At 66.0% G+C, this 13,594-nt stretch carries 12 protein-coding genes; 8 read left to right on the forward strand and 4 right to left on the reverse strand.

All coding sequences use genetic code 11. The annotated features are described in order from the left end of the window. The first annotated feature begins 99 nt into the window (after positions 1 to 99). The 8 genes from ACSQ23_RS04445 (at position 100) to ACSQ23_RS04480 (ending at position 9,829) form a co-directional block, all read left to right on the forward strand. Positions 100 to 1,884 carry an ABC transporter ATP-binding protein gene (locus tag ACSQ23_RS04445; protein WP_436089853.1) on the forward strand — a complete coding sequence of 595 codons (1,785 nt, stop codon included), beginning with the start codon at positions 100 to 102 and terminating at the stop codon, positions 1,882 to 1,884. 99 nt (positions 1,885 to 1,983) lie between these two features. Then, positions 1,984 to 3,039: a LacI family DNA-binding transcriptional regulator gene (locus tag ACSQ23_RS04450; protein WP_436089854.1), complete on the forward strand. Its 1,056-nt coding sequence runs from the start codon at positions 1,984 to 1,986 to the stop codon at positions 3,037 to 3,039. A gap of 40 nt (positions 3,040 to 3,079) precedes the next feature. Further along, positions 3,080 to 4,690 (forward strand): FAD-dependent oxidoreductase, encoded by a 1,611-nt coding sequence (locus ACSQ23_RS04455; protein ID WP_436089855.1) that lies wholly within the window; start codon positions 3,080 to 3,082, stop codon positions 4,688 to 4,690. A gap of 96 nt (positions 4,691 to 4,786) precedes the next feature. Further along, a complete protein-coding gene (locus tag ACSQ23_RS04460; RefSeq protein ID WP_055998222.1) occupies positions 4,787 to 6,037 on the forward strand; it encodes an ABC transporter substrate-binding protein in 1,251 nt (416 codons plus the stop codon). Between the two features lie 256 nt (positions 6,038 to 6,293). Beyond that, positions 6,294 to 7,220, forward strand: coding sequence for a carbohydrate ABC transporter permease (locus ACSQ23_RS04465; protein ID WP_436089856.1), 927 nt, complete (start codon positions 6,294 to 6,296; stop codon positions 7,218 to 7,220). Next, positions 7,210 to 8,067: a carbohydrate ABC transporter permease gene (locus ACSQ23_RS04470; RefSeq protein ID WP_055998217.1), complete on the forward strand. Its 858-nt coding sequence runs from the start codon at positions 7,210 to 7,212 to the stop codon at positions 8,065 to 8,067. The genes ACSQ23_RS04465 and ACSQ23_RS04470 overlap by 11 nt, the downstream gene beginning before the upstream one ends. A 4-nt stretch (positions 8,068 to 8,071) precedes the next feature. Then, the gene (locus tag ACSQ23_RS04475; protein WP_436089857.1) at positions 8,072 to 8,746 is read left to right on the forward strand and encodes a hypothetical protein; all 675 of its coding nucleotides are present in this window, start codon (positions 8,072 to 8,074) and stop codon (positions 8,744 to 8,746) included. A 75-nt stretch (positions 8,747 to 8,821) separates the two neighbouring features. After that, positions 8,822 to 9,829 carry an aldo/keto reductase gene (locus ACSQ23_RS04480; protein ID WP_436089858.1) on the forward strand — a complete coding sequence of 336 codons (1,008 nt, stop codon included), beginning with the start codon at positions 8,822 to 8,824 and terminating at the stop codon, positions 9,827 to 9,829. Between the two features lie 237 nt (positions 9,830 to 10,066). Here the strand turns inward: ACSQ23_RS04480 and ACSQ23_RS04485 are convergent, their stop codons facing one another. Genes ACSQ23_RS04485 through ACSQ23_RS04500 form a run of 4 tightly spaced genes read right to left on the reverse strand, consistent with a single transcriptional unit; the run spans position 10,067 to position 13,584 of the window. Further along, positions 10,067 to 10,984, reverse strand: a complete 918-nt coding sequence (locus ACSQ23_RS04485) for a nucleoside hydrolase (protein WP_436089859.1) — start codon at positions 10,982 to 10,984, stop codon at positions 10,067 to 10,069. A 29-nt stretch (positions 10,985 to 11,013) separates the two neighbouring features. Next, positions 11,014 to 11,985, reverse strand: a complete 972-nt coding sequence (locus tag ACSQ23_RS04490; RefSeq protein ID WP_055998189.1) for an NAD-dependent epimerase/dehydratase family protein — start codon at positions 11,983 to 11,985, stop codon at positions 11,014 to 11,016. Further along, positions 11,982 to 12,836 carry an FkbM family methyltransferase gene (locus tag ACSQ23_RS04495; protein WP_436089860.1) on the reverse strand — a complete coding sequence of 285 codons (855 nt, stop codon included), beginning with the start codon at positions 12,834 to 12,836 and terminating at the stop codon, positions 11,982 to 11,984. Before ACSQ23_RS04495 ends, ACSQ23_RS04490 begins: the two co-directional genes overlap by 4 nt. Further along, positions 12,829 to 13,584 (reverse strand): hypothetical protein, encoded by a 756-nt coding sequence (locus ACSQ23_RS04500; RefSeq protein WP_055873217.1) that lies wholly within the window; start codon positions 13,582 to 13,584, stop codon positions 12,829 to 12,831. The genes ACSQ23_RS04495 and ACSQ23_RS04500 overlap by 8 nt, the downstream gene beginning before the upstream one ends. Positions 13,585 to 13,594: the final 10 nt, after the last annotated feature.

The following is a 13,594-nucleotide window of genomic DNA, read 5'->3' on the forward strand; positions in this document are numbered from 1 at the left end:
TGAAGGCGGCATTCTCAGCGTGATCAGTACTTTGGTGGCCATTGTCACGGAGCCGGCTTCAGGCGTAGCTCCCGCGAGGGAGTTTGCAAGCGGATGGGCATGACGAGCACCGACAGCCAGCGGCCGGCGACGGATATGGCTGCGCCGGCCAGGCAGTTGCCCCTGGTGCGCCGCCTGTTCGGGGACGGCCTCCATGGCCGTACGGCCAACTATCTTCAGGCACTGGTTGCAATGATTGTCGTGGCGGTTGCAACTGCGGCGCTCGCCTGGCTGATGCGGCACGTGGTCAACGATGTACTGGTCGCCCGTAACCAGTCGGTGATGTGGCTGACGGCTGCTGCCGTGCTCGCGATCTCGTTGATCCGCGGCTTCGCCGACTATCGGCAGACAGTGCTGCTCGCCGCCGTCGGCAACGACCTCGTCGTCGATCTGCAGCGGCGGATCTTCGACAAGGTGCTGTCGCTCAGCGTCGACAACCTGGCGCGCGCTCATTCGGCTAAGCTGGTCAATCGACTGATCACCCATGCCAGCGCGGCGCGCAATGTGCTGGTCCGCGTGTCGACCAGCGTCGGCTGCGACCTGCTGACGGTGGTGCTGTTGGTGCTGGTGATGCTGGCGCAGGATGCGGTGATGGGGCTCGCGGCCTTGCTGATTGGTCCGCTGGCGATCCTTGGGCTCAACCGCATCATGGGGCGGATTCGCGAGCTTGCCACGCGCGAGCAGCAGAGCACCGCCGGGGTGATCCAGTCGATGCAGGAAACGGTGCAAGGGATGCGCACCGTGAAATCGTACACGGCCGAGCGGTCGATGCGCCATCGCTTCGATCTCGCGGCCCTCGATTCACGCGAGCGCGCCGATGGCGTGGTGCGCATCCGGGCCTGGACCTCGCCGCTGATGGAGGGACTGGGCGGCGGGCTGATCGCTTCCATCATCCTCTATGCCGGCTGGCAGGTGGTCGCCGCGAGCAAATCGCCCGGCGAATTCATGGCCTTTATTCTGGCGTTCCTGCTCGCCTACGAACCGGCAAAGCGGCTGGCAAAAGCCCATGTGCTGCTGCAGCGCGACATTGTCGGGATCGAGAAGATGTACGAGTTTCTCGATCAGCCGGAACCGGAGCCGATAGACGATCCGCGGCCGGACCTTACCGTGGCGTCAGGCCGGGTGAGCTTCGCGGACGTGAGCTTCGGCTATGACCGGGAACGGCCGGTGCTCAAGGGCGTGTCGCTCACCGTCGAACATGGCGAGACCACCGCGCTGGTCGGCGCCTCGGGCGCCGGTAAATCCACCATCGCCGCGCTGCTGCAGGGGTTCTACCAGCCCTGGGCGGGGACGATCAGCATCGGCGACACCGATATCGGATCGGTCAATCGCGATAGCCTCCGCCGCAACGTTGCAGTGGTGAGCCAGGAGGCGACGGTATTTGCCGGCACCATCCGGCAGAACATCGGGCTCGGCCGGCCCGGCGCGTCCGATGCCGAGATCGAAACGGCGGCGGAGGCCGCCTGCGCTACCGAGTTCATCGGCGCGCTGCCGCTGGGCTTCGATACGCCGATCGGGGAACGCGGCTCGACCCTGTCGGGTGGACAGCTGCAGCGCATCTGCATCGCCCGGGCCATACTCAAGGATGCTCCGATCCTGATCCTCGACGAGGCGACTTCGGCGCTCGACGCCGATTCCGAGCGGCACATCCAGACGGCGCTGCGGCGCCTGACGCGCGGGCGCACCACGCTGGTGATCGCGCATCGCCGCTCGACCATCGAACGGGCCAACCGCATCTGCGTGCTGGTCGACGGCCGGGTCGAGGCCAGCGGAACACCAGACGAACTGCTGGCGGCAAGCCCCGCCTATCGCCTGCTGTTTGGAGCAACGGCCGACTCCAGCTGACCCCAACCCTGCCCTCTTGACTGACGGCCGGACTCTCCGCTAATACGCATTAGCAGCTAATACGCATTAGCAATGCAAAAGGGCGTCGGGGAGGACGGCTTGGCCAAGGCAGGGCGGCTTACACAGCGGGATATTGCGCGCATTGCCGGGGTCAGCCAGGCGACGGTGTCGCTGGTGCTGAACGATGCCAAGGCGGCCGAAGGACGCATTCCGGACGAGACGCGCGAGCGGGTGCAGAAGGCGATCCGCGAGACCGGTTATGTCGCCGACCCGATTGCCCGGCGGATGGCCAAGGGGCTGAACCGCATTCTCGGGGTGTTCACCTACGAGCCGGCGTTTCCGAGCGCCCAGGCGGATTTCTTTGCGCCATTCCTGTTCGGCATCGAAGAGACGGCGCAGACGCTGGGCTATGACCTGCTGCTGCTCACCGGCGCCCCCGCCAACCGCGGCAAGCGCAACATTTTTGACGAGAACAACCGGCTGCGGCTGGCCGACGGCTGCGTCATCCTCGGGCGCGAGTTCGACCGGGCCGAGCTGAAGCGGCTGGTGGCCGGGGATTATCCGTTCGTCGCTGTCGGTCGCCGTGACCCGATTGGCGGCCCGACCGGCGCGCCAGTGCCCTATGTCGGCGCCGACTACGTCGAGGCGACAGCCGAGATGGTGCGGCGGGCCAAGGCCAAGGGGCATACGCGGCTCGCCTATGTCGGACCGAGCAAGGGCGCTGAATCCTCGGTCGATCGCTGGGCCGGTTTTGCCTCCGCGATCGCCGAGGCGGAGCTGGTGCTGCATATTCCCGAGGTCGGCGGCAAGGCGCTGCCGATGCTCGAGGCGATCCGTGCGTCGGGCGCCAGCGTGGTGTTCTTCACCGAAATGGCCGACGCGGTGATCGTCGATGCGGCGGCGCGCTCGCAGAACCTCGCGGTACCGGGCGACCTGTCGATCGTCGTGCTCGGCAGCCACCTCCGCCCCATGCAGTCGGGCACCCGTTTCACCACCTTTTCGGTGCCGCGCGAAGAAATGGCGCGGCGCGCCACGCAGATGCTGTGCGAGCGGATCGAGGCCGGCTCAGCCGGCGACCAGGTGGTGCTGCCATGCGAGCCGGTCGAGGGCGACACCCTCGGCGTCATCCACCCGAGCGACAAGGCGACGAGTTGACCGACTTGTCCCACATCGCGACCAACCAGACGGATTTGAAGTGAAAGAATACTCGGCAGATATCGCGATCATCGGTGGCGGCCTCGGCGGCGTGGCGGCGGCGCTCGGCGCGCTGCGCTCGGGCCGCAGCGTGGTGATGACGGAGGAGTTCGACTGGCTGGGCGGGCAGATGACCAGCCAGGCGGTGCCGCCCGACGAGCACAGCTGGGTCGAGCAGTTCGGCATCACCCGCTCCTATCGGGCGCTGCGCAACGGCATCCGGCAATATTATCGTGACCACTATCCGCTGACCGAAAAGAGCCGCGCCTGGGGCGACCTCAACCCGGGCGCCGGGTTCGTGTCGCGGCTCTGCCACGAGCCGCGTGTCGGCCTCGCGGTGATGGAAGCGATGCTGATGCCGTATCGCGGCGGCGGCAAGCTCACGGTGCTGCAGCCCTACAAGCCGATCTCGGCGGAGGTCGATGGCGACCGGGTGCGAGCAGTGACACTCAGGCATCGCGACAGCGGCGACACCATCGTCGTCAGCGGCAAATACATCATCGAGGCCACCGAGCTCGGTGACCTCCTGCCGATGACCGGCACCGAATATGTCACCGGCTTCGAGAGCCAGCGCGACACCGGCGAGCCTTCGGCGCCGGCCGAGGCGCAGCCGACCAATTCGCAGGCGGTGTCGATCTGCTTTGCCATCGACCATGTCGAGGGCAACCAGGTGGGCGACAAGCCGCGCAACTACGACAAGTGGCGCGCCTATACCCCGAGCTTCTGGGGCGGGCCGCTGATCGGCTTCGTCGCGCCGCATCCGCGCACCCTCGAAACCACGGTGCGCAGTTTCACCCCGAACCCGGATGATGACCCGACCCTGGTCGATGCCGACCAGCGCAAGAACCCCGGCGACGGGAACCTCTGGACTTTCAGGCGCATCGCGGCGCGGCGCAATTTCGTCGACGGTGCCTACGCCTCCGATATCTGCCTCGTGAACTGGCCGATGCTCGACTATTTCGAATATCCGATCATCGATGTGCCGGAAGCCGTCTATGACGAGCGGATCCGCGACGCGGCCGATCTCGCCTACTCGGTGTTCTACTGGCTGCAGACCGAGGCGCCGCGCGAAGATGGCGGCCAGGGCTTCCCGGGCCTGCGGCTGCGCGGTGACATCACCGGCACCAACCATGGCCTCGCCATGGCGCCCTATATCCGCGAGAGCCGCCGCATCAAGGCGGTGACCACCATCGTCGAGCAGGACCTCTCCTACGACGTGCGCGGCGAGCGCGGCGCGGTCCACTATCGCGACAGCGTCGGCATCGGCATGTACCGGATCGACCTGCACCCCTCGACCGGCGGCGACAACTATATCGACGTGGCTTCGTGCCCGTTCGAGATCCCGCTCGGCGCGCTGCTGCCGGAGCGGACCACTAACCTGATCCCCGCCGGCAAGACCATCGGCACCACCCACATCACCAATGGCTGCTACCGGCTGCACCCGGTGGAGTGGAACATCGGCGAAGTCGCCGGGCTGCTCGCCGCCTACTGCCTCGACCACGGGGTGACGCCGCACCAGGTGCAGGCCGACGACGCGCTGCTCACCGACTTCCAGGCCCGGCTCTATGCCGAAGGCATCGAGACCCGCTGGCCCGATGTCAGGGGCTACTGACCGCCTGGGCGACCAGGTACGGGCCGCTTCAACCCGCGGGCATCCGGAAAGACAACGACCAACGACGACCAGAAGACGACGACAAAGGAGGAAACCATGAAACTGTTCGACCTGAGACTGGCGGCTCTCGCAGCCGGCATCGCACTCCCGCTGGCAGCAGTGCCGGCCATCGCCCAGGATATCCGCATGGCGATCTGGAGCGCCAACGAGGCGCACCTCAAGCTGTTCAACGAGATCGCCGCCGCTTACACGGCGCAGCACCCGGAGGTGAAGGTCAGCTTCGACTCGCTGCCCTTCGACGGCTACACCACGACACTGACCACGCAGATCGCAGGCGGCAATGCCCCGGACCTCGCCTGGATCCTCGAGACCACGGCCGGCGATTTCGTCAGCTCGGGTGCGCTGTCGCCGCTGAAAGCGACGTTCGAGGGAGTAGCCGACTACAACCTCGCCGACGTCACCGAGAGCGCACTGTCGCTATGGACGGCGGATGGCGAGATCTACGCCTATCCGTTCTCCACCTCGCCGTTCGGCATGTTCGTCAACAACGACGTGATCAAGGCCGCCGGGCAGCAGACCCCGGCGGAGCTGATCGCGGCCGGCGAATGGACCTGGGACAAGGCTGAGGCGATCAACACCGCCGTCGCCGCTGCCGGCAAGCAGGGGCTGATCGTCCGCGATTTCGACTACAAGGTGTGGGACAACCTCGCCTCGATCTGGAACGGCTGGGGCGCCTCGCCGTGGAGCGCCGACGGCAAGACCTGCACCTTTACCGAGCAGCCGATGGTCGACGCGATGAGCTTCATCCACAAGGCGATCTTCACCGACAAGGCGATCCCCGGCCCCGGCGTCACCGCCGATTTCTTCGCCGGCGACGCGGCAATGACCATCACGCAGATTTCCCGCGCTTCGCTCCTCCCCAAAGAGAACCCGTTCAACTGGGACCTGGTGCCGCTGCCTTCGGGCCCGGCGGGTGAATATGCGGTGATCGGCCAGGCCGGCATCGGCGTCTTCGCCTCGGGCAAGAACCCTGCGGTTGCCGCCGACTTCCTCGCCTTCTTCAGCAACCCGGACAATGCCAAGAAGCTGGCAAAATTCTTCCCGCCGCCGCGTTCGAGCCTGCTCAATGCCGAAGTGCTCGGCGCCGCCAACCCGCTGCTCTCGGCTACCCAGATCGAGAACGTGGTGATCAAGGGCATCTCGACCGGCAAGGTGAAGCCCGGCCATGCCGGCTTCGCCGAAATCCAGCAGACGGCCCGCGCCGCGCTCGACGCGCTGTGGGTGGCCGATGCGGATGTGCCGGCAGTGCTGAAATCGGTGTGCGACCGGATCCAGCCGATGCTGTGATGAATGGTTGGGGGTGGCCGCTGCGTGTGGCCTCACCCCTCGCCCCTTAGGGGAGAGGGCAGCGAAGCTTACGAGCGCCAGCGAGTTAGCGGAGCTGGGTGAGGGGTGCGATCTCTCCACATGCTCGAAGAGCCAGCATGCCGCCGCTCTTCACCCCTCATCCGGCGCTCCGCGCCACCTTCTCCCCTGAGGGGAGAAGGGATCCGTGCCCCGACCGCTCGACACTATCCAACTGCCCATGCCCACAGGACTCCCAATGCCCATTGCCGCCCTCACCGCTGACCGATCGCGCAAGCGGCCGTTCTGGACCATGGAGCGGCGGGATAGCCTCGCGGGCTATCTGTTCATCGCGCCGCAGCTGTGCGGCATCGTCTTGTTCGTCCTGATCCCGCTCGGGCTGGTGGTCTGGTACTCGCTGCATGAGTGGAACGTCCTGGCCGGGACGTTCCGTTTCGTCGGCGATGCGAACTACAAGAAGCTCGCGGCCGACCCGGCGCTGCCGGAAGTGCTCGGAGCGACGGCGATCTTTTCGGCCGGGCTGGTGGTTTTCAACCTGTCGCTCGCGCTGCTGCTCGCCATCCTCGTAAACCAGAAGCTGAGGGGCATTACGGTGTTCCGCACCATCTTCTTTTCGCCGGTGGTGGTGTCGCTGGTGGCCTGGACCATCGTCTGGAACTTCCTGTTGCAGGCCAATGGCGGCATCAACGGGCTGCTGCAGGTGATCGGCATTACCGGGCCCAACTGGCTGCGCTCACCGCCGACTGCGATGGCCTCGGTGATCGTGGTGCAGGTGTTCAAGAATGTCGGGCTCAACATGGTGCTGTTCCTTGCGGCGCTGCAGGGGGTGCCGCGCGAACTCTACGAGGCGGCGCGGGTCGATGGCGCCAGCCGCTGGACGCAGTTCCATGCGATCACCGTGCCGCTGATCTCGCCGACGATCCTGCTCACCATGATCATCACCATTGTCGGCTCGCTCCAGGTGTTCGCGCAGATCGCAGTGCTGACGCAGGGCGGGCCGGGGATGTCGACTACGGTTCTGGTCTACTACCTCTACCAGCAGGCCTTCCAGTTCCACCGCTTCGGCTACGGCGCCACCATCTCGATCCTCCTCTTCCTGATCGTCGCAGTGCTCACCTTCGCGCAGTGGCAGATGCGCAAACGGATCGTCTTCTATGAAAACTGAGAGCTCCCCCAACGACATCTCGCCGCGGGCGCGCGTCGCGCTCTATGGCCTGCTCTGCGTGCTCGCTATCCCCTTCGTCTTTCCGACCTGGTGGATGGTGACGAGCTCGGTGAAGCCGATCTCGGATATCTTCGCCTTCCCGCCCGAGCTGATCCCGTCGCGCTTCGACTGGTCGACCTATGCGGAAGTGTTCAAGCTGCAGCCCTTCGCGCAGCAATACTGGAACTCCTGCTACATCGCGGCGATCGTCACCGTGGGGACGATGGCGGTCTCCTCGATGGCCGGTTACGCCTTCGCGCGGATCAAGTTCCCGGGCGCCAACCTGATCTTCATGGTGGTGCTGCTGGGGCTGCTGATCCCGTCGGAAGTCACCATCGTGCCGCTGTTCCAGATGTTCCTCAAATGGGGGCTGGTGAACACCCACTGGCCGCTGATCCTCGTGCCGATCTTCGGCGCCCCCAGCGTCTTTGCCACCTTCGTGATGCGGCAGTTCTTCATCGCGCTGCCGGTGGAGCTCGAAGAGGCGGCGCGGGTCGATGGGCTGAGCCGCTTCGGCATCTTCTGGCAGATCGCCCTGCCCCTGGCGAAGCCGGCGCTGGCGGCGGTCGCCATCTTCACCTTCCTCCATTCGTGGAACCTCTATCTCGAGCCGATCGTCTTCCTCACCACCCCCGGCAATTTCACCCTGCCGCAGGCGCTGACCCAGTATGTCGACGTCTACCAGGGGCCGATGTGGAACACCCAGCTCGCCGCCGCAACGCTCACCGCCCTGCCCGTGCTGGTGGTCTTCATCTTCGCGCAGCGCCAATTCATCGAAGGGTTGGCTCATACTGGCTTGAAGGGCTGAGACGATGATCGAAGCTGCAATGCGCGCCGGAGAGTTGCCGGTGCTGGTTTCCCTCGGCCGGCATGATCTCGACCTCGCCAAGGCGGCGGTCGATGCCGGGGTGTTCGGGCTGAAGTTCCACCTCAACGCCTATCACCGGGCCAGCGGCACCACGTTCGGCAGTTTCAGCGAGGAACGCGGCTTCATCGAAGCGCTGGCGAAACTGGGCAAACCCATGCTGGTGATGAGCGGGCAGGAAACCCAGCCGAGCCTTGATGAGCTCGAGGCGCTGGCCGATTACGGCGTCGAAGGCTGGAACATCTATCTGCAGCACGTGCAGCCGCATCTGCTGCAATCGCGGTTGAAGCCGATCCTGGCACTCGACAGCGACAGCGGTGAGGCCGATATCGACGCCATCCGCGCCATCCCCGGCGCCATGGTCGAAGCCTCGATCGGGCGCTTTGCCGAATATGGCCAGCCGCTGAATGAGGCCGACCTAGCGCGCTTTGCCGAGATCGTCACGATGGCGGGCCGCCCGGTTATCGCGCCGAGCCAGAAGAGATTCACTGCAGCGGATGCGCCGCGGCTGAAGGCGGCCGGGATCGGGGCTATTCTGGTTGGCGCCGTGGTGACCGGGCTGGAGCCGGAAGGGCTGCGGCGGGCGGTTGCGCCGATCGTCGAGGCGGCGCGGAGGGCGTAGAGTTTGCATGCGGCGGTGATCCGGTCACATTGACCCCACACCGTGCGCCCGCGCACGCCCCCCGGAGACCTACGCATGGTTGACTATCGCTACCTTGGCCGCAGCGCCCTAAAGGTATCCCCGCTGTCACTCGGCACGATGATGTTCGGCCAGCAGACGCCCGATCCCGAAGCGTTCCGGATCATCGACAAGGCGCGCCAGCAGGGGATCAACTTCATCGATACCGCCGACGTCTATGGCGACGGCGCCAGTGAGCGGGTGGTGGGGCAAGGCATCAAATCGAGCCGCGACCATTGGGTGCTGGCGACCAAGTTCGTCAACTCGGGCAAGAAGGGCCCGAACCTCGGCGGCTACTCGCGCAAATGGGTGATCGAAACGGTCGAGAATTCGCTGCAGCGGCTCGGCACCGACTATATCGACCTGATCTACTTCCACCGCGCGGTGTTCGATGCGCCGCTCGAGGAGCCGGTGCGCGCCATCGCCGACCTGATCCGGGCCGGGAAGCTCCGCTATTTCGGCGTCTCCAACTTCCGCGGCTGGCGCATCGCCGAGGTGGCGCACCTCGCCGACCAGCTCGGCATCGACCGCCCCATTGCCAGCCAGCCGCTCTACAACATCGTCAACCGCACGGCCGAAGCCGAGCAGTTGCCGGCTGCGCAGCACTACGGCCTCGGCGTCGTCTCCTATTCGCCGCTGGCGCGCGGCGTGCTCACCGGCAAGTACCAGCCCGGCCAGGAACCGGCGGCCGATACCCGCGCCGGGCGCGGCGACAAGCGCATCCTCGAAACCGAATGGCGACCGGAATCGCTCGCCATCGCCCAGGAGATCGCAGCGCATGCGCGGCGCAAGGGGATCGACGCCGCCGACTTCGCGCTGGCCTGGGTGCTCAACAACCGGCTGGTGAGCGCGGCAATCACCGGGCCGCGCACCGAAGCGCACTGGGACAGCTACATCCGCGCCCTCGACGTCAAGCTCGATGCCGAGGACGAGGCGCTGGTCGACCGGCTGGTCACCCCGGGCCACGCCTCGACCCATGGCTTCACCGACCCGGGCCACCCGCTCGAGGGCCGCGTGCCGCGGTAGGCGGAGCACGGCAGGGCTGCTGGCTCGCTAGCGAAACCGATTGGGCTCCGATTAGGCCCCACCCACCGGCTGTCATCCCAGCGAAAGCTGGGACCCATCCATCCGCTTGTGCTGCGGCGAGTTGGGTCCCAGCTTTCGCTGGGATGACACCGAGTTTGGGGTGCTCTCTGGTGGCAAGTTCGCCGATCTGCAGTTTCGCTCGCTTCGCAGTGAATCAGCTCGCCCGAGGCCCTCTCGCTACGACGCCGTCGCGGCCTGCAGCTTCAGGAAAAAGTCCCTGAGGATCAGGTCGCGGCGGACATGGGTGACGTAGCGCATCGGGTGGCGCGCGCGATCGGTGCTGTAGGTGATATCGGTGGTGAGGATCGGCGTCGGCACCAGGACGCTCGGGGTCCAGTCCGCATCGAGCAGCCAGGCGACCGCCGCCATGTCCCAGATCTCCTTGGACCAGCCGAGGTGATCCTCAGAATACTCCTTGAACCGCATGGCGAGGAACTTGCCGATATCGCCGCAGGGTTCGACGTAGCGCTCGATCTCGGCGACGGTGCTGTGCAGGTGCGAGGTGACGCCCATGCAGGGCACCAGCACCAGCGGCACGCCGCTGTCGAACAGCACCTGGGCGCCGCCGACATCCTGCTTCAGATTGAACTCGCGCTGGTGCGGCCAATCGAGGGCATGCCCGCCGAGCCAGACGACGACGGTGCGGTCGATGATATCGGGGGCCTTGAGCAGCGCCGAGGCGACATTGCTGATTGCGCCGATGGCGATGACGTAGAGCGGATCATCGATCGAGCCTGCGCGGGCCCGGGCAATCAGGTCGTCCACAGCCGCCGCCGGTCGGGCGAGCTTGGCCGCGCCGACATAGTCGTTGACGCCGCGATAAACGAAGCCCTCGGGCGAGATGTCGAGCCGCTGCAACAACTCCAGAATCTCGCCATAGCTCAATTCCATGCCATGGCCGGGACCATCGGAACGTGAATTGTGGAACGGGGCGGCATAGATCGCCTCGAGGCCGATCCGCTCAGGCGACAGCGCGGCCTGGACCAGCGCATACTGGTCGTCGATCTCGTTGTAGGTGTCGGTATCGAGCACCGCCCGCAGCCGGCCGGCGCGGGGGGTCAACAGCATCAGCCGATCGGCATCGGACAGCGACACGTCATGCTCCTCGTTGATTGTCGGACGGCTCAGGCGGGGACGGCGTGAGCCTGGCTTTCGATCCAGCCATAGGTCTTTTCGAGCCCCGCCCGGAGCGGCATGCTGGGGCGCCAGCCGAGGCTCTGCTCGATGAAGCGGTTGTCGGAGGACCGGCCGCGCACCCCGGTGGGGCCGGAGATGTGGCGTTTCGACAGTCGCTTGCCGGCGATCGCCGCCACCATGTCCACCAGCTGGTTGATGCTCACCATCTCGTCCGAGCCGACATTCACCGGGCTCGTGACATCGGAGCGCGCCAGGCGGATGGAGCCCTCGAGACACTCATCGACATAGAGGAACGACCGGGTCTGCTCGCCGTCGCCCCAGACCTCGATCTCGTCGCCGTCGCGGGCCTCCGCCACCTTGCGGCAGATGGCGGCCGGCGCCTTCTCGCGCCCGCCGCGCCAGGCGCCTTCCGGCCCGAACACATTGTGAAAGCGGGCGATCCGCGCCAGCATGCCGTGGTTCCGCGCCTGGGCAAGATAGAGCCGCTCCGAGAACAGCTTTTCCCAGCCGTACTCGCTGTCGGGGGCGGCGGGATAGGCCGAGTCCTCGCTGCAATCGGGGTGATCAGGATCGACCTGGTTGCGCGCCGGATAGATGCAGGCGGAAGAGGAATAGAACAGCCGGCCGGCGCGCGTGCGCTCGCAAGCGGCGACGACGTTGAGGTTGATCGCTGCCGAGTTGCGCATGATCTGCGCGTCGTTCTCGCCGGTGAAGATGTAGCCGGCGCCCCCCATATCGGCGGCCAGCTGGTAGACCTCGTCATAGCCCCGGTCGAACACCTCGGCACAGGCCAGCGGATCGCGGAGGTCGGCGATCATGAACCGATAGGCGGCCGAAGCCGAGAACTCGGACCGCTTGAGGTCGGCGCCGTGCACCTCATTGCCTTCGTTCGCCAGCCGGCGAACCAGATGAGAACCGATAAAGCCCCCAGCTCCCAGAACCAGTATCTTTCGCGTCACGATGTCCCTCGCATTGTGAAGATCGGTGCCATCAAGCCATCGATCCGACGGAAGGCGACTATATCGCAATCCGCGCCCGGGTGACGCCGATTGTCGTCTTCCTGATGGTCGACCAGTCGCTGCCAACTCATCGGGATGATCCGGGGGCGCGCCCGATCGACAAAGGCCGCGGCAAAGCCGAACTCATCGAGCAGCGCCGCGAGCTCGGCGGTGCGCCGCCCGCCCGCCGCCAGGGACGACGGCGACACCTCGCAGAACAGCACCACGTCATGTGGGTAGCTGGTCAGCAACGTCCGCGCTCCCGTCAGCACATCGATCTCGCTGCCCTGTACGTCGAGCTTGACGATCAGCGGACGCTCGCGGCTCAGCCCGTCGTAGTCGTCGAGCCGCTGCAGCCGCACCAGCGTCGAGCCCGACCTCTCGATGCTCGGCAGCAAGCTGTTGTCGCCGCGGTTGACCGCGTTCAGGTAGAGGCGCGCGTCACCATTTCTGTCCGAAAGGGCACAGCTATTGATGGTGACGTTTTCGAGGTGATTGGCGGAGACATTGGCCCGGAGCTTTGCGAGATGGGCGGGGTCGGGCTCGAAGCTGTGAACCTGTCCGCGTCCGCTGAGGGCGTGCGCCGCAACCAGGGTGAACCAGCCGATATTGGCGCCGATATCGATGAAGTCGGCAGGCCGGCCGAGCATCTGCAGCAGCAGCGCGGTGTTGCTGACTTCCCAGCTGCCCCAGTCCTCGATCACCCTCGAGACGAAGATATCGCCTCTGCCATGCGTTACCATCCGGAAGCGCGGCAGGCCGATCATGTCGATCGTGACCGGAGACGCTGCTCCCCGAAACAGTCTACTCATTGGCGTGGATGATCTCGAGGTCCGGCAGGCCCCAGCACTGGATCCCCATATCGGCCGCCATGGCGCCAAGCCCTTCGGTCTCGATCTCGCCCTTGCCCCAGACCGGGTGGCGGCTGCGGATGCGCGCACTGGCAACGCCATAGGGGTAAGACGGAAACACCAGGCCATCCCGGTGCAGGTCGGCCCGGACCAGCAGCATGGTGCCGCCCACCGCATCGAGGCGCATGGCGCCGCTGCCCCGGCGGTCCGACAGCGTCACGGTCCCTTCCGCTGCCCAGTTGTTCTCGTCAAAGGTCTTGCCGCCCGGTCGTTTCACGCAGTTGGGCACCACGATATCGAACCCGGTCGCCAGCAACCGGCGCAGCACGTCAGCCGGGTAGTCGATCACGTCGACATCGATCCACAGCACCCAATCCTCGTCATCGAGGGCCCGAAACAGCAGGTGATTGCGGGCCCGCGCCAGCACGGCGCGCCGCATCAGCTGGAAGGCGGGGGCCCAGCGCGGCACGCCATCGGGGATGTTGAAGCCGAAATCGCGCTGGAACAGCTCGGCCCTGCGAGTCCGCTGGCGCAGTCGTGGCAGCAGCGTCTCGGCGACGGCAAAGGTGCCGTCCTTGCTGTCGCCTTCCAGCAAGGCGACTGAAAGCCGGTCTTTAGGCCAATCCAGCTGCTCGACGAGTTCGGTGTAGCGCGGCAGGTGCCCGGCGGCCCCTTTGACTGGCGTGAGGATGAGAACTTTGGGAAGCATTCGATTCCAG

Source organism: Devosia sp. LjRoot16, from assembly GCF_964252795.1.
In the GTDB taxonomy this organism is placed as follows: domain Bacteria; phylum Pseudomonadota; class Alphaproteobacteria; order Rhizobiales; family Devosiaceae; genus Devosia_A.